Here is a 23,016-nt window from a genome sequence, read left to right on the forward strand (position 1 = left end):
TATACACTCATATACATCATCTTATGGACTTTTTACCTTGCGGGTATAGATGGCGATAACGTCAGAAATGGCTGGAGCGAGCGATATTCCCGGCCCGGGAATGCCAATTTGGCATGGTGGGGGAAAGGCGGCTCAGGTTCCCGGGCCGCCCTTGACCCCGTACCGTTCCATCTTACGGCGGAAGGAGCGCAGGGGAAAATCGAGTTGGCGGGCGGCCTGGGTGATATTGCCCGAAGTCTGCCGGAGAGCTTCTTCGATCAGGTATTTTTCGAAAAGTTCGACCTTCTCCTTAAACGAGGTCAAATGGGCGAATTCGGGGGCGGAGGCGCCCTCCCCGGCGGCGAAATACCCGGGGAGGTGCTCGAAGATCATGGTATCGCCCTCGACCTGCGTCAAGGCGCTCTTGAGCACATTTTCCAGCTGTCTGATATTGCCGGGCCAGTCGTAGCGCAGAAGGAGGTTCATGGCCCCGGAGGATATCTTCACCTCCCTGCGGCCCAACTGGTTCAGGACGTGTCGGGCCAGCAGAGGGATATCCTCCTTACGGTCGCGCAGGGGGGGAAGATCGATCTGAATCACGTTGAGGCGGTAATAAAGGTCCTCCCGGAAGCGCCCCTCCCTGACCGCCCGGCTCAGATCCTCGTTGGTCGCGGCCACGACCCTGATATCCACCTTGATGGGAGTGTCGCTGCCCAACGGCTCGAAAGTCTTCTCGTCGAGAACCCGCAGGAGCTTGACCTGGGCGGCGGGGCTGAGCGTGCCGATTTCATCCAGGAAAAGCGTCCCCCCGTCGGCGGACCGGATCCGGCCCAACCTATGGCTGACCGCCCCGGTGAAAGCGCCCTGGAGGTGCCCGAAAAGTTCGCTTTCCATCATCGTCTCCGAGAGCGCTCCGCAGTTGACCGCGACCAGGGGACCCCGGGATCGACCGCTGTTATGGTGGATGGCGTTGGCCACGATCTCCTTGCCGGTTCCCGTCTCCCCGCTGATGAGAACGCTGTAATCGCTCCGGGAGGCTTTGTCGATCAAGGCGTAGGTGTCCCGAATGGCGTCGCTCGAACCCACCAGCCCCGGGTAGGGGGACTCGGTCTTGAGCTTCCGGCGCAGCTCCCGGATCTCCCAGATCTGGGCGTAATGTTCGGCGATCCGGCCGAGGATGATGAGCAGTTCCTCCTGATCGATGGGCTTGGTCAGATATTCGTACGCCCCTTGTTTCATGGCCCGGACCGCATCGCGGACGTCGCCGTAGGCGGTAACCACGAGAATGGTGAGTTCGGGAAACCGCCGGCTCACTTCTTCGGTCAGTTCGATCCCGTTCTTATCCGGCATCTTCACGTCCGTGATCAGAATCTGGAAGCCGCCTTCCTGGAGCTTTTTCAGCGCTTCGGTATGAACCGCGGCGGTATCGCTCTCGTACCCGTGCATCCGCAAAAACGTCCCCAGGCTCTTGCGGATATTCTCCTCGTCGTCCAGGACCAGAATTCGCAGCGGAACCGTCATATATCCTCCAGGGGGATCTCCAACCGGAAAACCGTGCCGTTCCCCTTCCGGCTCTCGAAACCGACTTGGCCGCCGTGGCTCTCCACCATCCGGAAGACCTGCGAGAGCCCCAGACCGCTCCCCTTGGCCTTGGTGGTGAAGAAGATATCGAAAATTTTCCCCTGGATCTCGGGGGGGATACCGCAGCCGTCGTCCCCGATCTCCACCACCGCCTTCCCTTCCCGAAGAGCCGTTCTGGCCTCGATGCGGCCGCCGCGCTCGACCGCGTCGCGGGCGTTGAGCAGAAGGTTGAGGATCGACCGGTGAAATTCGTCTTTTTCCAGCGTCAGAAGAGGAAGATCCCGATCGTACTCTTCCACGACCCCGATACCGTTCTCTTCCAATTCTCCCCGCAAGCCCCGGATGGCGCCCTCGATCACCTCGTTGAGATCGACCTTCTCCCGCTGGTAGTGAACGGGCCGGGCGAAGGACATGAAAACGTCCACCATATCCTTGAGCCTGCCGATATCCGCCTTGAGGATGGAGATACTCTCCTTGGAAAGCTCCCGGGCCCGCTCGATATCGGGGCTCGTCTCCAGGATGGTGGCGATGTTGACGGTGGAAAAAGACATGGAGTTGAGAGGGTTCTTGACTTCATGGGCCACCCCGGCGATCAGCTTGGCGGTGGCGGCCAGCTTCTCGGATTGGATCAGCCGCTCCTGCGCCTCCTTCAGATCCTGGAAGGACTGTTCGAGGGATGCCGTTCTCTTCTCCACCTCCTTTTCCAGGTTGAGGCTGTGCTCCTCCAACTGCCGGTAGAGCTTAGCGTTGTCGATGGCTACGGCCAGCTGACCGGCGATCTGCTGCAGTATCTTCTCGTGCGATTCGTCGTAAGCGTCGGGCCGCATGCTCCCCAGGTTGAGGGTTCCGATCACCTGCCCCCGGCGGATGAGGGGCACGACGATCCCCGACTTCACCCCGGTTTTCTTGATAAAATCGTCTTCCAGGAAACTGTCGGCCCCGGAGAGGTCGCCGCGGACCAGGGCGCGCATATTGTTGATCACCCACTCGATCCCCGTCCCCTTCAGAGGGAACGTCCGCCCCAGTTCCGGGAACCGCTCCTCCCGGGGCTCGAGAAAGTAGACTTCGTTGACCATGTCCGAACCCCAGGCCAGGGAGATGCTGGCGCGGTCGAAGGCGATCAGCTTCTGGATTTCCTGAACCACCAGGGGGAGAATCTCCTTCAAATTGAGACTGGCGGCGATGGTGTTGGTAATCTCGTTGATGATCGAAAGCTCCCGGGCGGTCTTTTCGATTTCCGCCCGCGATTCCCGAAGTTCTCCCGTTCTCTGCTCCACCCGTTTTTCCAGGGTCTTGTTCAGATCCTCCAACCGTTTGTTGGATTGCCGCAGTTCGGCCAGCAGCCGCCGGTTCTCCACGAGCAACCGCTGCTTTTCCAGGGCCTGCCTGACGAGTTGGTCGAGTTCTTCGATCTGAATCGGCTTGGTGACGTAGGAGAACGCACCCAGCTTGATGGCCTTGACCGCGGTTTCCACCGAGACGTGGCCGGTCATGAGAATGATCTCGGTCTGGGGAAACGACTGCTTGAGCCGGCCCACCAGATCGAGCCCGCTGATATCGGGGAGCCGGATATCGACGAGGGCCAGATTGAAGGCGTGGCGCTGGCCGGCCGCCTGGACTTCCTCCCACGCCGCCCCGCCCGTCCCCACGGCCTTGACCTGATAACCTTTTTTCTGAAGGATAAGGCTCAGAAGCCGACATATCGGCTCTTCGTCGTCAACCACCAGTATGCGTTCGGGCACGTTGCCTCCTCCGATCTTCAACCTGCCTCCCGGTCGCGCAGGTCTGCTTCCGGCTCGACGGCAAGGACGCGGAAATCGTAACATGAGGCCGCTTTCCTGGAAACCGGAAACCGATCGAACGGGGAAAAACCGTTGACTTATCGGCGCCGATTGTATACCAAATCCCTCGAACGGGCGGTTCCCCTAGGCTTCCGCGCCCGGCGCGGGCCCGGGCACGAGGCCGGCCGCGGTCACAATTAGCCGCACCATTCCTCAATCAAGGGAGGATTTCGCCGGGTGGCACCGGCGTCCGCCGGCGCCGGGCGCCCTCCCCGGCCGTACGAACCCATGAATTCGTCGGGAAAAAAGGTTCGCGACCTGGCCCGAGCCCTGCCCTTTCCCCTGAAACAAGGATTGAAGCACGCCTGGGGGCTGGTTCCGGTTTCCACCCGTTACGGCCGAGCGTTCGGGAAAACCCGCGCCTTGCTCCGATCTTCCCGGGGCTGGAACCGGGAGCAGGTAACCGCCTTTCAGAACCACCGCTTGCGCCGCTGCCTGGAGGATGCCTACGACGGGGTCCCGTATTATCGCGGGCTCTTCGACCGGATCGGGATCGGCCGAGAGCGCCTGAGCGACCCCGCCATCATCCGCGAAATCCCCTTCCTCACCCGGGAAGAAGCGCACAAACACCACGACCGGCTCCTCGACCGCAGGGCGGAGCGGAGGGGGACGCTTTCGATCACCACCGGGGGCACTACCGGCAGGCAGTTGAAAATTGTCACCCGGCCGGAACACCGGGCGGCGGAAGCGGCTTTCGTGTTCGATTTATGGGGCCGGATCGGAGTCCGCCCGAACTCGCGGAGGGCGGTGCTGAGAGGAGCCGTGGTCAAAACCGGCGGTTACCGCAAGACCTGGCGGTACGATCCCCTGAGAAAAGAACTGCTCCTTTCCGTTTACGACCTCACCGACGACAATCTGGAGCTGTATCTGGGAGCGATGCGGAAGTATCGGACAGCTTACCTGCACTGTTACCCCTCCGCGGTTCTGGCGTTGGCCCGTTTTCTGGCGCAACGGCCCGACCTGCGCCCCCCGCGCCTCGATGCCGTCCTGACTTCCTCGGAGAATATCTACCCCCGGCAACGGGAATTCATCGAGTCGAACCTGGGCGCCCGCTGTTTCGATCTCTACGGTCAGACCGAGCAGGTCGCGTTGGGAGGGGCATGCGAGAGCGGCGGTTTGTACCACTTCTACCCCCAGTACGGGTATACCGAGATCGTCGACGACAAGGGTCGGCCCGTGACCGAAGACGGCGGCGAGGGAGAAATAGTGGCAACCGGCTTCATCAACACCACCATGCCTTTCATCCGCTACCGGACCGGCGATCGCGCGCGCTTGAGGAAAACCCCCTGCGCCTGCGGCCGCCCTTATCTTCTTCTGGAGGCGATTCGCGGCCGCTGGGAACAAGAGGTTCTCATCGGGAAAACCGGCAATATCGTTTCCCTGACCGCCGTCAACTCCCATTCCCGGATCTATGACCGGGTCAGACAATATCAATTTTCCCAGAAATCGCCGGGTCTGGTAACGTTGACCATCGTTCCCGACCGGGGGTATGGGGAACAGGACACGGTTGCCATCCGCGGAGAGCTGACCGGAAAACTGGGAGAAAGTCTGCGGTTGGAAATCGTATTTACGGACGCCATCGCGCGGACGGCCCGGGGAAAGTTCCCGTTCCTGGTGCAGCACCTGACCGCGGGAGAAAGCCCGGGAGCCGGAGAATAATACAGCCGTGAAACCCTGCGTTCTGCATATCGGCCCGATACCTCCGGAAGCGGGAGGCGACGCCGCCGGCGGAATCGCCACCCATCTCTGGGACCTGGCCGGTCAGTTCCGGGACCGGGGCTGGCGTGTGAGCGTATTCGCCGGGACCGACCGCTCCTTCCACCGGGAGGGGATAGAAATCATCGGACTCCCCCGGCGGGGGCCGTTGGGCAAACTGAAACGGTCGGTTCGGATTCTGGCGGGCCGCCACCGCACGACGTTCGCCCCCCTGGGATGGGAGGCAAGGCTCAGGGCAGCCTATCTGGCCGATATTCTGCGCGGGGCGGTCGCGGCCGCGCGGCCGGACCTTATTCATCTTCACTCCCTGAGCAACACGGCCGGATTGAGCCTGGCCGCTCTCCGTCTCCCCGTCCCGGTGGCGGCCACCAATTACGAACTCTGGTTCCCCCCCGGCTGCTCCCGCGAGCCGGAGGTCGCGGCCAGGATCGCCGAAAACACGGGCGGGGTGATTCATATTTCGGAATATACCCGGGATCGGGCCATAGGGTTGGGAGTGAGATGTCCGGAAATATCCAGGATCATCCACATACCGGTGCGGAAAGACCGTATCCCTCTTCTGAACCGGGAACGGATGCGCGGAGAATTAGGTTTGGAGGGCAAGCCCGCGGTGTTTTTCTACGGGACGTTCCAGCCCGTCCGGAAAAAGGGTTTGGATATACTCATCCGGGCGTTTGTCGGCAACCGGACCCTGCGAACGGGGTGCCGGCTGGTGTTGAGAACCGGGGAAGACGGCGCCGGGTATGCCCGGGAACGGCTCCGGCGCTCCGAGATCGAGGTGAAAATCGTGGAACAGGTCACCCGGGAAGAGTTGGCCGGGTACTATACGGCGGCCGATGTCTTCGTCATGCCCAGCAGGTCCGAGGGGTACGGAATCGCCTACGTGGAAGCCCTGATGGCGGGAACGCCCTCGATCGGATTCCATCGGACTCTCGGGGAAATCCGGAAGCGGATGGGTACGGAGGTGGGAGCGCTCTTCGATGCCGAAAACGAGAGCGCGGAAGACCTCGGCCGCAAGATTGAAAGCGTATTGGCGGCTTCCTTCGACCGGCAGCGGCTTCGGGAAACGGCCCTGATGAAACTGTCCTGGGACAACCGTTTCAGCGATTTCGAGAATTTTTATCGCGAGGTGCTCGACCATGGTTCATAAGCTTACGCCGAACCGGCGTCAAGAACGGCCCGGCTTCACCGCCGCCGAAATCGACGAGTTCAGGAAACAATCTCTGCTGGCCGACGCCTACCAGAGTCCTTTTCCCGGCATCCGGCTTTTCCACCGCCGGCGTACCGCCGCCATCATCGACTTGCTGGCCCAGGCCCTACGTCCCCCCGGAGAAGGAGCGGAGGCCGAAGCCGTGCTGGAGTTCGGCTGCGGCGACGGTTTCCTGATCGAGACCATCGCCCGTGTTTTCCCCGGAGCCGACATCCGGGCGGTCGACATCAGCCTGACCGCGCTGGAGCGCGCCCGCAACCGGGCGCCGACGGCAAGGCTGGTCCAGTCGGACGCGGCCCGCACCCCTTTCCCCGACGGGTCGGTTCCCGCCGCCCTCTGTTCCGAAGTAATCGAGCATGTTCCCGACGACACCGGACTGCTGCGCGAAATTTTCCGGGTTCTCAGGCCCGGCGGCGACCTGGTCCTGACCACCCCCAACCTCTATACCCTGCGCAATATCCTGCGTCAAAAAATAGGTCGGGAACCGAAGATCGAAATCCCGGAACATCTCCGGGAGTATGGATATCGGGAGCTCTCGGCGAAAATACGCTCGGCGGGCTTCGTCGTCGTCCGTTTTCGCTCCGTGGGGTTTTATATCCCCAAAATGCATTGGATATTTAAAAGCAAGGTTCTTTCCGGGGCGGTCTTCCTCCTGGCCCGGATTTTCCCGCGCCGGGGACGCGATTTCATGTTCCTGCTCCGCAAACCGCCGGGGACCGGGCCGACCGCCTCGGAGGAATCGAGGGTACGCAGTGGATCCGATCAAGACGCTGACTAAGGGCTTCAACCGGGCCCGGACCCGGGGCGCGGGGCACCTCCTGGCGTCGATGGGGTTTTCCCAGGGCGTCCTTCTTCTACTCGGCATCTTCCTGGCCCGGATTCTGGGACCGGGGGATTTCGGCCATATCAGGGTCATCGGAGCCGTGCTCAAGCTGGCGGCCATACCGGCGGCCCTGGGCCTGCCCGCCGCCGTTTCCAAGTACGCGGCCGAGGCCGGCGGCGGCGCCCGAGGGCGGGAGATTTTTTCTCAAGGCGCTTCTTTTTCCCTCCTCGTTTCGTTCGCGGTGGCGGCCGGGTTGGTCGCCGTTCTGAGCGCTTTCGACCCCTTGGGCGACGATGTCGCCCGCCGCTACCTTCTCGTCCTGGTCTGGACCGTGCCGCCCGCCGTCTTCACCGCCGGGGCGGCGGCCTTCCTCCAGGGGATGAAACAGATCAGGCTCATGGCCGGGTGCCAGGCTCTCCTGGCGGGGGGGCGGGTGCTCCTGGTCGGCGCGCTCACCCTCGGCTTCCTCCTTCCCGGCTACGCCGCCGGGCTGGGGGCGGCGGAGTGGGCCGGAGCGGTGTTCATGCTCGTGCTGACCCGCCCCTCGATCCGTTTCCGTTGGGATCGGGCCCTCCTTGCCAGGATGGTCCGGCTGGGCGCCTTCGCTTCCCTCGGCCTCAGTTTCGCGACCCTGACCCTGACCATGGATACCCTGTGCCTGAGCGCCATCCTGGGCGATCCGGTTCTGGTCGGCCGTTACGGAGCCGCCAGCACCGTGGCGCTGGGGCTCATGCTCGTCCCCGAAGGGATTTCTCAGACCTTCTTCCCCTACCTCTCGGAGGCCTGCCGGAACCGGCGGCTGCTGAGGACTTATTTCTCCCATCTCTCCGAACTGGTCGGACTGGCCATGCTCGCGGTCTGCGGGGGAGTCTTCCTCTTCGCCGGGCCGTTGATCGGACTCATATTCGGTCCGGAGTACGGGCAATCCGCCGCGGTGCTTCGAGCCCTGCTGCCGGGAATTTTCTTCTATGCGCTCCAGAAGATATCCGGAACCGTTCTTTTCGCCCGGGGGAGGACCGATCTCAACTGCTACGTGACCCTGGCCGGGGGTATAGTAAACGTGCTTATGAACATCGCATTCATCAAACGGTTCGGCCTGATCGGAGCGGCGTACGCCACTTCGCTGACGTTCGCCCTGCGGGCGGCGGTCAGTTTCCTCCTTTTTTTCCGGGAACTGCGGGACACCGGAGCCGAGGGGCCCCGGCCATGAAGAACGCTGCTCCCGCCGAGAGCCGGCACGACTGGGATATCTGGTGGAGGGAAGCCCCGGAGCCGGATATCGACCACCTCACGCTTCGCGTCTTCGCGGAGATGAACGCCGCCGTTTCCTTCCGGGGGCGGTCGGTCCTGGAGCTGGGGTGCGGTACCGGCAGGCTAAGCTACCTGGCCCTTCGGAACGGCGCCGAGCGCGCCGTTCTCATGGATTCGTCCCCCCGCGCCGTAGCCATCGCCGAATCCCTCTTCCGGGGAGTCTCCAACGTCGAGATCCGCCGGGCCGACTTCACGACCCTGCGGCCGGAAAAACGTTTCGACATCGTTTTTTCTTCCGGGGTGGTGGAGCATTTCCCCGACGGGGAAATCGAGGCGATCGTGGATCTCCACGGGCGCTGGTCCAGAGGGTCCGTGGTCATCGTCGTTCCCGCCGGGCCTCACTACAACAACGTTAGGATGAAACGGGCCGCCGCCCGGCGGCGTTTCGGCTGGCAGAGGCCCCTGACCCGGGCCCGGATGAAAAAACTCTTCGCCGGGGCCGGAATCGCCGTGAGCGTCAACCGCCGGTTTTATACGTTTTACGCCGTTCCCCGCCTGCACCGCTGCCGGCTCCTCGACCGCTGGGCGAAGCCGATCGAGGGCCTGGCCGGAGGGCTGCTCGTGACCGCGGGAACGGCGCAACCGGACCGAACCTCGTGAAGCCGCGCGCGACGAACTCCTCCGACCCCCTCCATCCCGAGGCCGGGGGCTGTTTTTTCATCCGCCCCGGTGACCGGCGCGCCGCCGTCGAAGCGGTACTCCGGGACTTCCCCGAGGCTTTTCCGAACGCGGTGGCCGACGCCGACGATATCTGCGGCCACGTCTTCGACCTCCTGGGTTCGGGAAAGACCGGGCTGGGACCGGACATAGACTGGCACCGGGATTTCAAAAGCGGAGAGCGGTGGAATCCCCTCCTCCCTTACGGCCGGGGAGAGCCTTATCTCCGACTTCACGACCGGTCCGACGTAAAGGTCCCCTGGGATCTGAGCAGTTTTCTCCACCTTCCCACCCTCGGAAAAGCGTTCTGGTATACCGGGCGCCCCGCCTATGCCCGCGAATTCGAAGAAGAGGTGTCCGACTGGATCGACCGCAATCCCCGGCCCCTGGGCATCAACTGGGCCTGTACCATGAAGACGGCCCACCGCGCCCTGAACTGGGTATGGGGGTATCACTTCTTCCGCGAAGCTCCCGAAATCGAAGCCGCCTTCTGGCGCCGTTTTCTCGCATCCCTGGAAGAGCACGGCCGGCACATAGAAAAAAACCTCGAGGACGAACGTCCCGCCAACAACCACTACCTTCTGGGGCTGGCGACCCTGTTTTACCTGGGCTCGGCCTTTCCCGGGATGAACCGCGCGCGCCGGTGGCGCCGGGTCTCCCTGAAGCTTCTTCTCCGGGAAATTATGATCCAGGTTTCCCCGGACGGGGCCGATTATGAGGGTTCCATTTACTATCATCGTTTCGCCACCGAGATCTTTCTTTCCGTTCTGGCTTTGGACCGCAGGGGAGACCGCAGCTTCCGCGGCCAGGCGCTCGGCCGGTTGGAGAAGATGCTGGAGTTCATCCTCGCTTACACCGGTCCCGACGGGAACGCCCCCCGGATCGGCGATCAGGACGACGGCAGGGTGCAGATCACCGGCCGCTACTCCTCCTGGAGCCGGTTCGACCACCGGGACCTGCTCGCTCTGGGGGCGGCGCTTTTCGATCGGGAGGACTTCGCCGGCGCTGCCGGCGACAGGCATGAGGATTCCCTCTGGCTGCTGGGTGAAGAAGCTCTTCGGCCGATGAAGCGCGCCGGGGAAACGGTCCCGGCTCCGCGCAGCCGGGCTTTTCCCGGCAGCGGTTACTATATCATGCGCGACCGCGGACTCTACCTTATCGTCGACGCCCTGGCCTCGGCCCCGGGAGCCCCCACCGCCCACCGGCACAACAGCCGGCTCAGTTTCGAATTGACGGCGGACGGGGCTTCCTTCCTCATCGACCCCGGGACCTATCTCTATACCGCCGACCCCGAACTCCGAAACTCGTTCCGCGGCACCGCCGCCCACAACACCGTGGTCGTCGACGGCCGGGAACAGGGTGTTCTCGACGGCAACAATCTCTTTTCGCTTCCCCCGGGAGGCAAGGTCAGGGTTATTTCCTGGTCGTCGGAAGACTCCTTCGATCGACTTGACGCCGAATACGTCTATTCCCGGCTCCCGGGCGGCCACAGGCGCCTCGCCCACCGCCGGCAGTTCTTCTTTTCCAAAACCGATCGGTTCTGGGTCGTCCGCGACACTCTCCGGGCCCGGGGACGGCACGGGTTCTCCAGCTTCTTCCACTTCGCCCCCGGCGTGGGCGTCCGCCTCGAAGGAGAAACCGTAATCGCCGAGCGCGATGGTTCGTCGCTTCTCATCCAAGGGGTCGGGGGCGACGGAGCCACCCGAACGGAAGTCGTCGAAGGCTGGGTGTCGGATCGGTACGGCCACCGGGAAAAAGCGCCGGTGGCGGTCCGGCGGGGCACGTTCCGGAACCGGGCCAGCTTCGGGACGATCCTCATCCCCCGAACCGCGGGATCCGGAGACGCCCGCACGGCGGAACGGACCGAGGCGGCGCGGGCCCGGTTGGAGAGCTTATGAGAACTCCCGAAGAACGCGCGACGGAAGCGTTGACGGTTTTCCTGCCGGCCGCGGTGCTCTGCGGGGCGCTCATCTGGCTCATCGCCTCGGGGACGAAGATCCCCCTCTTCTTTTCCCTGGTGGCGATCGCGCTCGCCGGTGGATATTTCTGGATCAACTTCGAAAAAACCTACATCCCCTTCACTCTGGTCATCGTTCTCCCCCTGGCCGTATTCGTCACCTCCATTCCCAACCTCAAGGCTTGCGAGTTGGTGGTTCCCGGCCTCGTGCTCCTCCTCGGCGCCCACACCCTCGTCTCCCAGGTAAAAGGCCCCGGCTTCAAAATCCTGCCCGTTTCCGTGATCCTCTTTTTCGTTCTGGGCGCCGTTTCCTTCCTCCGCAACCCCAGCCTCCCCACCCAGGTTTTCGCCCGCTCCGTCGACATGGGCAATTTCCGCAACTATTGGAACTTTTTCATGGGGCTGGCCACCTACCTTCTGGCTTTCCATCTCTTCCGCAAAGACCGCGAACGCAAGCTGATGGTGACGGTGCGATGCCTGACCGGAATATACGTGGGCGGGTTGCTCCTGCACCTGGCCATGACCTACCTCGGGGTAGTCGCGCCGGCCGGGTTCTTCCTGGTGGATTGGGGCCCCGCTCCCGAGAGCGGCTCGACCGGAACTGTTTTCCGGGGCTGGACCTTCGGCTGGTACGGCCTTCACCTTTTCCTGATTCTCATCGCTTTCCCGGGGTTCCCGAGAAACCGGTTCCTGAAGTCGTTTTTTTTCCTGCTCGCCGGGGCCTGCATCATCCTCTCCGGGGCTCGAGCCACGCTGCTGGCCGCGGCCTTCTGCGCGATATTCGCGGGGGTGCTCCGTAAAAAATTCCTGGCCCTGATCCTTCCCCTGACCGCCGTGACGGTCATACTCGTGATCTCTTATGCGTTCCCGCGGGTCATCTCCTCCCTTCCCGCCGCCACCCAAAGAATATTCACCATATTCCCTTCGTCGGACGTGTACGGCCACCGGGAAGCGGTGGTCAGCGCCCGCACCCGGCTCTATTGGTGGAACGAAGCCTTCGATATTATTTCCCGGCACCCCTTCGCCGGGATCGGCTTCGAGCGGGTGGGCCGGAAATCGCTCTATCTCGCTTACTCCGAATACGCGGTCGAAATCGGGGGCTCCCACAGCGCGTATATCGCCACCGGGGTGATGCTGGGAATCCCGGGAACGGTTCTCCTGCTCTGGATATTCGCCCTTCACCTCCAGCGAGGGGTCCGGCTTTTCCGGGGCACCGACTCGGCCCAAGAACGAAATGCCAACCTCTGGCTGACCGTCGTTCTCGTGAGCTTCAACGTCATTTTTCTCTTCGCGGGGTCGCCTCAACACCTCTTCCGCTATTTCCTCTATGCCGGCATGATCAACCTCAACTGGTACGCCGCCACCCGTGAACCCGTCGGCGAGCCTTTCCCGGAAAAGAACAGCCGGTGAAAATCCTTCATTTTTCCCTGGGATGCTGGCCGGAAACTCTCGGAACCAGCCGCCGTCTCTCTCAACTGCTGCGCGGAGACGGGAACACCCATTATTTCGTAACCCCGGGGGCGGGCGGGGACGGAACCGGGGAAGACTGGAGACGCCACGATAATTTCCTGGTGAAAAGCGTGGCCGGAGTTCGGGTACCGGAACTACCGGTCGTCTCCCGCCATGTCAGGGCCTCTCTCAACGGCCGGGCGATGGCCCGCGCCTTCCCCCCGACCGTCCCCGATCTGGTGCACGCCCATACGCCTCTGGAATGCGCCCTGGCCGGACGGCGGTCGGCGCGCCTCCTCGGGGTCCCGCTCCTCTACGAGATTCATACTCCCTATGCCGACGAGGTCGGCCAGCGCCGTCGGCCCGGTATCCCGGCCGGGTGGTATCTCCCGGCCAAACGCCTGGCCCGGGCTCGGGAAGCGGACGTCGCCCGGAGCGCGGACACAGTCGTGGTTCAGACGGGCATCCTCGGACGCCGGATCGCCGAACTGTTCCGCCTGGACGAAGCCCGCGTGGCCGTTGTCCCCAATGGAATCGACGGGCGCCTGTTCGACCCCGAACCGTGGACGGGGCGACGGAACGAAATCCGCCGGGAACGGGGCTGGACGGGAAAACGGATCGTTCTTTACAGCGGTTACCTTGATTGGATCAACGGCGTCGATTTCCTGCTGGAGGCCGGGAATACCCTGAGCGCGGCTACCCGAAGAAACGCCAGAATCGTTCTGGCGGGCGATGGACCGTTGGCGGAGGCGGCGCAGCGACGGGCCGCAACCGACCCCGGTCTCTACGAGTATCTGGGGCGGGTCGAGGCCCCGTCCATGCCCGAACTTTACGCGGGCGCCGACATTTTCGTCATCCCCCGCCCCGATACCCCGGCCGGGAGAAACCTGATCCCGATCAAACTTCTGGAGGCGATGGCCATGGAGAAAGCGGTGCTGGCCAGCGACCTGGATGCGATCAGGGAAGCTCTCGGGGAGGATGGATGCGGCCTTCGCTTCCGCCCGGGCGACCGGGAAGACTTCCGACAACGGCTGGAATCGTTGGTCGAACGGTTCGATGACATGGGCGATCTGGGGAAAAACGCCCGCGGCCGGGCCCTGACCGCGTATGGTTGGGAGCGTTCCCGAAAACTGCTGGCGGACATCTACCGGAACCTCGGAAGAACGGATTCCTCCACGGACAGGACGGAACCGTCATGAGCGTCGAACGCCGGGAGCGGATACCGTGGGAGCCGGGACTGGTCAGCGCCGTCATCCCCTGCTACAACGCCGCCCGGTTCCTGCCCCGGGCGATCGAGAGCGTCCTGACCCAAACCTACCGGCCGGTCGAGGTGCTTCTCATCGACGACGGTTCGACCGACGGAACGGCCGCCTGCGCCGACGCCTACCAGGAGACGGTACGATACTACCGCCAGGAAAACCGGGGCGCGGCCGCGGCGAGGAACCTGGGGATCTCCCTGGCCCGGGGGGAGTTCATCGCTTTTCTCGACGCCGACGATGTCTGGTACCCTTCCAAAATCGAAGCGCAGCTGCGGCGGTTTCGGGAAGATCCCCGTCTGGGCATGGTTTATTCGGGCTGTCACAGCATCGACGAGAACGGGACCGTAACCGGCTATTATCTGAAGCGGAGGCTGTTCCGGAAAAGGGACCTGGCCGAGAACGTCTTCATCAAGGATTTCATCCCCAACTCGACCATCGTGGTTCGGGCCGACTGCCTCAAGCAGGTGGGGGTCATCGACGAGAGTATCGAGCTGTGCGAAGACGAAGACCTGAAGATCCGCCTGGCGGATGCGGTCCGGGTCGAAGGCGTCCGACGCCCGCTGGCCGGTTGGAGGCAGCATTCGGGCAACAAATCCCTCCTCATCGACAAACTGAAGGAAACCTTCGACCACGACACATCCATCCTCATCCGCAAGCTTCCCCGCCTGGCCCGGTTCCGCCGGGAACGCGAAGCGATCCTGTACGAAAACTGCGGCCTGCTCCAGCTCCGTGAACGAAAAACCCGAGCGGCGCGAAACGAGTTTCGAAGGGCGGTCGCCCTCAACCCCCGGCGCTGGCGGTGCTGGGGCTTCTGGCTGCTCTCTTTCCCCGGCCCGGGAACGGTGAATTCGATCATCCGGATGAAGAAACGCCTGGAGACGGGATGGAGCCGGGTCCGCCCCGGCGGCGGCGAAACCGGAGAAAGGAAATGAGGGTAGGGCTCGACGTCCGCCTGTTGGAGACGAACCGGCCCGGAGTCAACCGCTACGTCTCCAATCTCCTTCAGGCCCTGGCCCGAGTCGACTCCGCCAACGAGTACCTCTGCTTCGTCGGGAACAACGAATGCCGAGACCTGCCCGGAGCCGGGAATTTCCGACAAGTGCGGGTACCGGGCCCGGCTTCGCCCACGGCCGGAACCCTCCTCGACCTCTCTCCCTGGTTGCCGGCGGGGAAAATCGACCTTTACCATTCGCTCATCCCCCTGACACCGCTCATCCTCCCCTGTCCCTCCGTGGTCACGCTGCACGATTTTCAGCCTCTCCTGGTGCAGCGCCTGAGAAACAAATACCCCGAATTCGAATCCCGGCGCGCGTTTCTCCATCAGAAAACGATCGACCTTTTTTACCGTTTTACCTACCGGCGAGCCCTAAGCCGGGCCCGGGGGATCATCTGCATCTCCCGCCATACCGCCGATCGCTTGAAGATCCTCTTCCCCGAAACCGCCGGACGCGACCGCGTGGTGTATTACGGCCTCGAAAAGAAATTCCGTCCGATCGAGCGCCCCGATCTTCTGCGGACCGTCCGGGAAACGTATTCCCTCCCCGAACGTTTTCTGTTCTATGCCGGAACCAACCGCCCCAACAAAAACCTCCCCCGGCTTCTGGATGCGGTTAAACTCCTTCTCGAAGACGGCCCCCGGAACTGTCCCGACCTGAGGCTGGTGGCGGCGGGGTTCGAGCATCCGGCATACCCTCCCGTCATGGAGCTGGCCCGGGCGCGGGGCATCGCCGATCGGGTCCTGCATGTCGGCGAGGTTTCCCATGATCGGCTCCCCCTCTTCTATAACCTGGCCGACGCGGCCGTCTTGGTCTCGTTTCTGGAAGGGTTCGGATTTCCCCCTCTGGAAGCGCTGGCCTGCGGCACTCCGGTCGTCGCCGCCCGGGACTCTTCTCTCCCGGAAGTGGTGGGAGATGCGGGGGTCATGGTCGATCCCCTCGACATCGAGGATATCGCCCGGGGGATATTCCTTCTCTGGTCCGATGCCGAGCTGCGCCGGGAATATTCCCGGCGGGGCCGCGAGCGGGCGCTTCTCTTCGATTGGGACCGGGCCGGCCGGGAAACGGTCCGGTTCTATACCGATATTCTCTCCCCCTCCGCCATGCCAGTTTGACACTGTTTTCCGCCGTAATCCGAGAACAGGGCAGGCGGGTTTGGCATTTCCGAACAGATCTCGTCGGCTGGAGGCGCGGATGCAATGCCTTGCCGGGCAATGAACAACGCCTTCTCCCGCAGAGCATCCCCCGACTGGCATGAAAATTGCTTTTTTAAATGATAACGCGCCCGCGCCGGGTCTGATATGTCATGATCAAGAAATACACCAGTTATTATGTTCTGAGTTTCATCGTGGAAGCCCTCCTAGGGGTAGTCGCTCTCTGGGCGGCCGAATTGGTGCGGAACCTGGTTTTCCTTCGTTTTTTCATTCCGGCGGGAGCGCCGTTCGCTCCTCTCGCCCTTCCCCTGTGGCTTCTGCCGGCGGCGGCGGGCGGCCTGCCTTTCTTTCTCTACCTCAACCACGCCCATTCGTTTCCATCCCGGGTGCCGCTGCGGGAAATGGCCTGGCCGACCGCCAAGGCGGTAATCCAGCTGGTCATCATTATTGTCGCGGTCTCCTTCGCGCTCAACAGCCAGGATACGAGCCGGCTGGCCCTGGTCTTCTTCGGGTTCTTCGCCTACGGGCTTGCCCTGCTCAAACAGTCTTTCTTCGAATTTCTCCTCGCCCGTTCCCGGCCCCACTGGGAGATTCTCCTGGTGGGCAACAGCACCGCGGCCCTGGCTTTTCTCGACACCCTTCAGGAAAAATGGCCCTGCGGGATCAGTATCTTCGGGCTACTGACGGACGACCCCGATCTCCAGCCCGGAGAGCGCATCGGGGGGGTGAAGGTGCTCGGGCGGATCGACGTCTGGGAGAAGATCCTGCGCTACAACCAGATCATCGACGAAGTCGTCATCTTCCCCAACGGCAAAATCGGCCTCAGCCTCAACCAGATCATCCGTCTGGGGCAGGAACTCCAGGTTAAAGTCAGGGTAGCGGTCGGCGAGCCCCAGGAAAAGTTCAACCCCACGGTCGAGCGTTTGGGCTGGGCCAACCTCATCTCCTTCCAGCCCAACCCCGACAGCTTCGTCTCCATGCTCCTCAAGCGGGCGATCGACCGGGTGGGGGCGCTGGTCATGATCACGCTCCTTTCCCCGCTTTTTCTGGCGATCGGGTTCCTGATCAAGATCAGTTCCCCGGGCCCGGTCTTCTTTTCCCAGAAACGGAGCGGGCTGCGCGGGCGGGCGTTCAAAATGTACAAGTTCCGGACCATGCAGGTGGGAGCCGAAAACGAGAAGGCCCGTCTGCTCAACGCCAACGAGATGAACGGCCCGGTCTTCAAAATCAGGGAAGACCCCCGCATCACCAGGATCGGGAAGTGGTTGCGGCGCTTCAGCCTGGACGAACTGCCCCAGATCTTCAACGTGCTCAAGGGGGACATGAGCCTGGTGGGGCCGCGGCCCCTTCCCGTCGAGGAAGCCCGGAAATGCGACCGCTGGGAAAAACGCAGGTTCAGCATCAAACCCGGGATTACCTGCCTCTGGCAGATCAGCGGGCGGAACATGCTCGATTTCCCGGAATGGATGAAGCTCGACCTCACCTACGTCAACAACTGGTCGCTGGCCCTCGATTTCAAAATCCTGGCCCGTACCTTCGGCGCCGTCATCAGCGGCCGCGGAGCCTACTGAGACTCCCGCGCCGGGCCCCGACGACTCCCCGTTTTCTCCCGAAATACAATTGCCGTCGCGACGCCGATACCCTAGTCTTTTCATGGTCGGACGCTTCATGGAGACAAGGCGCGGGAAGACGGAAAGATGACGCGGAAATTGCGCATAGCCATCCTCGGCTGCCGGGGGTACCCCTCCACCTACAGCGGCTACGAGACCTTCATCGGGGAACTGGCCCCGCGGCTGGCCGGCAAAGGCCACGACGTCACCGTCTACTGTCGAAAGTCCCTGTTCGACGACCGTCCTTCCCTCAAGGACGGCATCCGCCTCCGCTACCTTCCCTCGATCGAGACCAAGAACTTCGGCACCCTCACCCATACCTTCATCTCGGTTCTGGACGCCCTGCCCCGCCGCTACGACGTTCTCTTCTTCGTCAATCCCGGCAACGGGTTCCACTGCATCCTCCCCCGGTTGCTGGGGAAAAAGCTGGCGCTCAACGTCGACGGCCTGGAATGGACGCGGGGCAAGTGGGGGAGCCTGGCCCGAGCCTATTTCAAAAACGCGGCCCGGTGCGCCACCATCTTCTGCCAGGAGATCGTCAATGACTCCCTGGAAATGCAGCGGATTTACCTGGAAGAATGGAACTGCCCTTCCACCTATATCGCCTACGGCGCCGAAATCGAAAGCTCGCGGAACCCCGGCCTGATCGAGGAATTCGGAGTCGCCCCGGGGGAATATTACCTGATCGCCAGCCGCATCATCCCCGAAAACCATCCCGACCTCATCGCCGAGGCGTTCGCCGGGATGAAAACCGGAAAAAAGTTGATTATCGCCGGGGGGGCCAACTACCGGAGTCCCCTGATGGAGAAACTGCGGAATTTCCCCGATCCCCGGGTGATCGCCCTCGGGCATGTCGACAGCAACGAAAAAATCAAGGAACTTCACTGCAACTGCTACGCGTATATCCACGGGCATTCGGTGGGGGGGACCAACCCTTCCCTGCTCAAGGCACTGGGCTACGGCAACTGCATTCTGGCTCTGGACGTTCCCTTCAACCGCGAAGTCATCCGGGATTACGGCCTTCTCTTCCGCAGGGACATCGACGATCTCCGGGAAAAGCTGCAGTACCTGGAAGACCGCCCCGAGGTCGCCGCGGAGTACCGGCGCCGCGCCCCGGAGAGGATCCGGGAAGCGTACACCTGGGAAAAAATCACCCGGGAATACGAAGATCTCTTTTCCCGGATGGCCGCGCCCGCCTGACTTCCGGACCTTCTCCGGACCTTCCGTTTTTTCAGCCCGCCGTTTGGCTATCTCCGCCGGAGCCTGCTATATTTTTTAAGTTCTTGCTCCCGTAGGACATGAACGGAGATGCGAACGGGAACGGCCGAAACCGGCGAAAGGCAGGCCATGAAGACCACGGCGGGAATTGGGGGTATGGCGGCGGCATTCTTTTTTTTCATCCATTCTTCTCACGGAGCGGCGCTTCCTTCATCCCCGCCCAAGTGGTCGACGGTAAGCGCCCCCTTCTCCTATGTCCAAACCGGACCGGCTGCCCTCAAGGAATGGACCTTCCGCAAACCGGGTGCGGCGGCGATGCGCCTGCGCCTGGAAAGAATCGACTTTCAATACGACCCCGCCGCCGAGGCCCAACGCTCGCGGCTGGAGATCCTGAACGGCGAGGGAGCAACCGTCGCGGTTATCGACGAAAACCGTTCGACACCCTTCTTCACTCCGGCGGTGGACGGGGACTCCCTGACCCTGCGATATCGGACCGGAATCAACGGGGGTACCGGGGCCTGGCCCGAAGAGAACGCCGACGAATTCCGGGTCGCGGGCTATTCCTTCCTTCCGTCGCCGGGGGCGGGGATATTCTCGCCCGACAAGGCCGTCTATCGAACCGTCGACCTCCCTCCGGATCGGGACTTGGAGATCGCCGAATTCAAAGACTATCGTTTCCCGCTGAACCTGAGGCGCACGGAATACGTCCGCGTCCCGGAAGGGGAAATTTCGGTGGATATTTTATCGGACGGAACCTTTTTGGGTTCCGCCTCCCCCCGCTTCGATCCCCCCGGCGGCCTAATCTTTACCGTCGATCTCGATCTTGAGGCCCTGCTGGAAGCCGGCGTCGAAGAGCTCCCCGGCCTGGAAATCCGGGAAAACCGCTTCCTGCCCCGGGAAAACCTGCTCGGAGTCCGTACATACCGGCTCGAGGGATCGTCTTCCTGGCACGATATCTGGTTTTCCGACCGCCGCGATCAAGCCGAAGAGGGGGTGGAGTACCGATTCAGTCAGGCCCGGGAATCCATCGCTTTTTTCACCATCGACCGGCCGGGGATGGCTTACATCAAGGTTTCCTGGAACGCGGCTCCGGAGGAAGTTCCCCGGGATCTCGACATCGCCCTCTACGGGACCGGGAAGTTCCCCCTGGACGCCTCCGAACGCCACGGGGATCAGGGAGTTTTCCCGGGTACCTTCGCCGAAACCATCGACCGCTGGCTGGAACCCGGCTCCTACCGCCTCCGCATCCGGGGAGAACGGGGCCTGGAGGGGGCTCTTTCCCTCCGGATTTTCGGAGGTTACGAGGAACAACAGCAACCGTCGGCGCGGCCGGGACCTGATTACGCCCCGCCCTGGATGGCATGGTATCGTTTCAATCCGCGGATATTCGACGGCGCGGCTCTCGACCGGGGCGATCGGGAAGCAGTGACCTTGGAAGTCAAAATCGAAGGCGAACCCGAAGCCGTCCTTTTCAACGTCCGGGATTACGAACTCTTCGATAACGGAGAGGCGCCCGACCTCAGCGCCGGCGACGGTATTTATACCGGCTTACTGCCCGACGGCCTCGATGCCGTTCGGGCATCAATCACCGGCGACGGCAAGGTCGCCGAAGTGGGAACGCTGCTCGTCTGCCACCCGGGCGAAGACGGGTATTCCACCGACACCCGTTACCATCTGCGAGCGGCCGTACTGACCGACGAAATCCCCGAAATCCATATCTGGCGTGCAGCCGCCGATTTTCAGTTCAGCGAACATCTGGTCAACTTCACGGTCGACGGCGATTTCTTCAACGCTTGGGATACGTGGCGGGGAATCATCGAGCGGCTTTACCGCTACCTTCCCGACGACTACGACCAGTTGGCGGTTTTCTCGCTCCGCTATTTTCCGCCGGGCGAAGATCTCCTCAACTCCGCGGCCGCCGTTCATCAGGACTTTTCCAACCCGGCCCAGGGGATCGGGGCGGGAAACATCACCCGGGGAGATCCTCCGGCGGAACGGCTGCAGGGGGGGAATTATTTCCGCCCCGGTCTCTTCTTCGACGGAGCCTCCACCGGTTATCTGCACGAGTTCGGTCACCAATACGTCAACTGGCTTTCCCTGCCCCTTCTCTACGATCCCGGCTTTCACTGGCCGCCGCGCTGCGATCTCTCCGGGGGAATCATGCGTCCCAACCCCAGCGGAATCGGCAAGTTCGTCCCCGTCTCTCCGGGGCTGTACCGTTATGTTCCCCGGCCCCCTACCCGCGAATACACCGACCTCACCCTCTATCTCATGGGATTCCTGGCCCCGGAAGAGGTAGAAGAACATTACGTCATGCGCGAAGGATACGAGACCGTCAATGAGGGAGACACCTACTATTACCGGGGCGAAGCCGATTCCTTTACCGTCTGGGACATCATCGACGAGGTCGGCCCCCGGCTCCCGGCATTCCCCGATGCCCCCGGCACCATTCGAGTGGCGACGGCGGTTCTTTCGGGTTACCCGCTCTCCCGGGAAGAGATGCGCTACTACGATTATTTCGCCGCGAGGGCCTCGGCCCGGGACGAACTTCCCAACGTCCTCGACGAAGAGGCCCGCGGCCCCCTCAAACCGTTCTACGTCCAGACCCGGGGGCGGGGGATACTGGAAACCCGGATTTTTCTGGACGCCCCCCCCTTCCCCCTGATTTCCCGGGAAACCAACCGGCCGCCGGCTTTCGCCCCTTCTTCCCTGACCGTGGGCGTCCTGGCCGGGGTGCGGCACTCGCTGATCATTCACGCCGACGATCCCGATTTCGACGAACTGACCTACGAAATCGTTTCGGCTCCCGTCGGCGGAGAACTCGACCCCGCCACCGGCCGCTTTACCTGGACGCCTCCGGTGCTCCGTCCCGAATCGACCGCCGGCGGCGTTTATTACGCCCGCTTCCTGGCGCGCGACCCCTGGGATGCGCGCGCCTACCTCCAGGTGCGCTTCGAGGTCCGTTCGGCCAAAGCTTCGCCCCCCCTCAAAGAGCCTCCCCCCGAACTCATACCCTCCAAAATACCCAAGCCCGACCCCGAACCGCCCGACCCCCGGGCCGGAGCCTACGGAGAAATTCCCGATAAAGAGCGTATCCCACCCAAGTTCTGAGGGTGGGAAACAGAGCATGCCCGCCCGTGAGGGGAGCGGGAGCGGGGCTTACTCCCGGACCGGGCGCTCCAGGTGGGGGACGCCGGCCTTGAACCGCTCCAGGGTGATGTTGAATCCGTCGGTTACCGAAACCACGGTCTCCGTCTCCCCGGAATCCTTGATCAGATTGACCAGTTTGCCCATGATGCGCAGGCGCAGGCCCTTCCTGAACTCGCCCCGGACCGCGCCGTCGTAGATGACCGTCCGGATGGGGCCGGTCTTCTCGCCGTCGATGTACACGTTCTCCAGACCGAGAACCAGGGGAACGTAGAGGGAGTGAAGGTTGTCGGAAACGGTCCCGTAGACCTCCACCTCGTCCTTGAGCAGCTCCACCCGGCAGTCCCGCACCGGGGCCGAGGCGCTGCTCCGGTATCCCCAAAACGTGCAGATCTCCTCGCCGTCCACGTACATCTTCAGGGGCCAGAACTTGCCGTACTCCACCACCTGCTTGTCCGGCTGGCTGTAGACGATTCCCCAGAGCCGGCGCACCGTTTCCATGTTCTTCTCCGGGCTGTTGAAGAAGACCAGATCGATATCGCCGCCCTTTTTCCCCAGGGCCGAGGAACCGGTGATCCCCAGGTCCGCCACCGAGACTTCGAGGATCTCCGCGGTTTTGCGGACCACGGCGTCGACGTCGGGATGGTTCGCCATCAGGTAGGCCAAACCCCGGCGGGGGTCGAAAAAACCGGCGAAATCCTCGAGGGGAAACGCGATCTGGTATTCGGCCAGGATCAGCCGGTTGGCGTCGGGGGGCAGATCGGGCAGAAGCCGGAAAACCCGGCAGAGCTGGTCCTCGTGGGAAACGTAGACCTCCTCCCCGTCCCGAACGTCCTTGACGATGCTGGTATAGGAGCGCCCGTGGATGTTCTTGCGCCCGTGGGGGTCGGGGTAGTAGATCAGCTTGCCGATGACTTTTCCCCCGGGATGCCAGTAGCCCTCGGTGTAGACCAGCCCTCCGTCCTTGCGCAGGAGATACAGAGCGTCATAGGGCCCGTCGGGCAAGGCCGACATCGGTTGGATCAACTCCGAAACCACCTGATCGAATCGGTCATTGCTCATCTGCGTCCTCCCTCGTGATCGGGTGCGGGGCCGGGCTTATTTGTACC

At 62.8% G+C, this 23,016-nt stretch carries 16 protein-coding genes; 13 read left to right on the forward strand and 3 right to left on the reverse strand.

The window, feature by feature from the left end:
- Nucleotides 1-132: 132 nt before the first annotated feature.
- Nucleotides 133-1,500 (reverse strand): sigma-54 dependent transcriptional regulator, encoded by a 1,368-nt coding sequence (locus PLZ73_04785; GenBank protein HOO77187.1) that lies wholly within the window; start codon nt 1,498-1,500, stop codon nt 133-135.
- Nucleotides 1,497-3,302: a response regulator gene (locus PLZ73_04790; protein ID HOO77188.1), complete on the reverse strand. Its 1,806-nt coding sequence runs from the start codon at nt 3,300-3,302 to the stop codon at nt 1,497-1,499. Before PLZ73_04790 ends, PLZ73_04785 begins: the two co-directional genes overlap by 4 nt.
- Nucleotides 3,303-3,578: 276 nt before the next feature.
- On the opposite strand from PLZ73_04790, the gene PLZ73_04795 reads away from it, so the two are divergent.
- The 13 genes from PLZ73_04795 to PLZ73_04855 all read left to right on the forward strand — a co-directional run bounded on the left by PLZ73_04795 (nt 3,579) and on the right by PLZ73_04855 (nt 21,871).
- Nucleotides 3,579-5,060, forward strand: coding sequence for a hypothetical protein (locus PLZ73_04795; protein ID HOO77189.1), 1,482 nt, complete (start codon nt 3,579-3,581; stop codon nt 5,058-5,060).
- Nucleotides 5,061-5,067: 7 nt separating this feature from the next.
- Nucleotides 5,068-6,267 carry a glycosyltransferase family 4 protein gene (locus PLZ73_04800; GenBank protein HOO77190.1) on the forward strand — a complete coding sequence of 400 codons (1,200 nt, stop codon included), beginning with the start codon at nt 5,068-5,070 and terminating at the stop codon, nt 6,265-6,267.
- Nucleotides 6,257-7,105 carry a class I SAM-dependent methyltransferase gene (locus PLZ73_04805; GenBank protein HOO77191.1) on the forward strand — a complete coding sequence of 283 codons (849 nt, stop codon included), beginning with the start codon at nt 6,257-6,259 and terminating at the stop codon, nt 7,103-7,105. Before PLZ73_04800 ends, PLZ73_04805 begins: the two co-directional genes overlap by 11 nt.
- Complete coding sequence (locus PLZ73_04810; GenBank protein ID HOO77192.1) at nt 7,080-8,360, forward strand: flippase; 1,281 nt, start codon at nt 7,080-7,082, stop codon at nt 8,358-8,360. Before PLZ73_04805 ends, PLZ73_04810 begins: the two co-directional genes overlap by 26 nt.
- On the forward strand, nt 8,357-9,061 hold the full coding sequence (locus PLZ73_04815; protein HOO77193.1) for a class I SAM-dependent methyltransferase: 705 nt from the start codon (nt 8,357-8,359) through the stop codon (nt 9,059-9,061). Before PLZ73_04810 ends, PLZ73_04815 begins: the two co-directional genes overlap by 4 nt.
- A complete protein-coding gene (locus PLZ73_04820) occupies nt 9,058-11,016 on the forward strand; it encodes an alginate lyase family protein (GenBank protein ID HOO77194.1) in 1,959 nt (652 codons plus the stop codon). Before PLZ73_04815 ends, PLZ73_04820 begins: the two co-directional genes overlap by 4 nt.
- Nucleotides 11,013-12,485: an O-antigen ligase family protein gene (locus PLZ73_04825; GenBank protein HOO77195.1), complete on the forward strand. Its 1,473-nt coding sequence runs from the start codon at nt 11,013-11,015 to the stop codon at nt 12,483-12,485. The genes PLZ73_04820 and PLZ73_04825 overlap by 4 nt, the downstream gene beginning before the upstream one ends.
- Nucleotides 12,482-13,723, forward strand: coding sequence for a glycosyltransferase family 4 protein (locus PLZ73_04830; protein ID HOO77196.1), 1,242 nt, complete (start codon nt 12,482-12,484; stop codon nt 13,721-13,723). The genes PLZ73_04825 and PLZ73_04830 overlap by 4 nt, the downstream gene beginning before the upstream one ends.
- A complete protein-coding gene (locus PLZ73_04835; GenBank protein ID HOO77197.1) occupies nt 13,720-14,715 on the forward strand; it encodes a glycosyltransferase in 996 nt (331 codons plus the stop codon). The genes PLZ73_04830 and PLZ73_04835 overlap by 4 nt, the downstream gene beginning before the upstream one ends.
- Nucleotides 14,712-15,893: a glycosyltransferase family 1 protein gene (locus tag PLZ73_04840; GenBank protein HOO77198.1), complete on the forward strand. Its 1,182-nt coding sequence runs from the start codon at nt 14,712-14,714 to the stop codon at nt 15,891-15,893. Before PLZ73_04835 ends, PLZ73_04840 begins: the two co-directional genes overlap by 4 nt.
- 191 nt (nt 15,894-16,084) lie before the next feature.
- Nucleotides 16,085-17,503 carry a sugar transferase gene (locus PLZ73_04845; GenBank protein HOO77199.1) on the forward strand — a complete coding sequence of 473 codons (1,419 nt, stop codon included), beginning with the start codon at nt 16,085-16,087 and terminating at the stop codon, nt 17,501-17,503.
- 126 nt (nt 17,504-17,629) lie between these two features.
- Entirely contained in the window at nt 17,630-18,742 is a 1,113-nt protein-coding gene (locus tag PLZ73_04850) for a DUF1972 domain-containing protein (GenBank protein HOO77200.1), read from the forward strand.
- A gap of 108 nt (nt 18,743-18,850) precedes the next feature.
- On the forward strand, nt 18,851-21,871 hold the full coding sequence (locus PLZ73_04855) for a hypothetical protein (GenBank protein HOO77201.1): 3,021 nt from the start codon (nt 18,851-18,853) through the stop codon (nt 21,869-21,871).
- Between the two features lie 48 nt (nt 21,872-21,919).
- On the opposite strand, the gene PLZ73_04860 is transcribed toward PLZ73_04855, so the two are convergent.
- Nucleotides 21,920-22,969, reverse strand: coding sequence for a hypothetical protein (locus PLZ73_04860; GenBank protein ID HOO77202.1), 1,050 nt, complete (start codon nt 22,967-22,969; stop codon nt 21,920-21,922).
- Between the last annotated feature and the right edge of the window lie 47 nt (nt 22,970-23,016).

It is taken from the genome of bacterium, from assembly GCA_035380285.1.
In the GTDB taxonomy this organism is placed as follows: Bacteria; Auribacterota; Erginobacteria; order Erginobacterales; family DAOSXE01; genus DAOSXE01.

Bases quoted from the DNA above. Each gene is read 5' to 3' on its own strand.
- PLZ73_04785 (HOO77187.1), bottom strand. From the start codon at position 1,500: ATGACGGTTCCGCTGCGAATTCTGGTCCTGGACGACGAGGAGAATATC.
- PLZ73_04845 (HOO77199.1), top strand. From the start codon at position 16,085: ATGATCAAGAAATACACCAGTTATTATGTTCTGAGTTTCATCGTGGAA.
- PLZ73_04840 (HOO77198.1), top strand. From the start codon at position 14,712: ATGAGGGTAGGGCTCGACGTCCGCCTGTTGGAGACGAACCGGCCCGGA.
- PLZ73_04855 (HOO77201.1), top strand. From the start codon at position 18,851: ATGCGAACGGGAACGGCCGAAACCGGCGAAAGGCAGGCCATGAAGACC.
- PLZ73_04805 (HOO77191.1), top strand. From the start codon at position 6,257: ATGGTTCATAAGCTTACGCCGAACCGGCGTCAAGAACGGCCCGGCTTC.
- PLZ73_04815 (HOO77193.1), top strand. From the start codon at position 8,357: ATGAAGAACGCTGCTCCCGCCGAGAGCCGGCACGACTGGGATATCTGG.
- PLZ73_04825 (HOO77195.1), top strand. From the start codon at position 11,013: ATGAGAACTCCCGAAGAACGCGCGACGGAAGCGTTGACGGTTTTCCTG.
- PLZ73_04835 (HOO77197.1), top strand. From the start codon at position 13,720: ATGAGCGTCGAACGCCGGGAGCGGATACCGTGGGAGCCGGGACTGGTC.
- PLZ73_04850 (HOO77200.1), top strand. From the start codon at position 17,630: ATGACGCGGAAATTGCGCATAGCCATCCTCGGCTGCCGGGGGTACCCC.
- PLZ73_04860 (HOO77202.1), bottom strand. From the start codon at position 22,969: ATGAGCAATGACCGATTCGATCAGGTGGTTTCGGAGTTGATCCAACCG.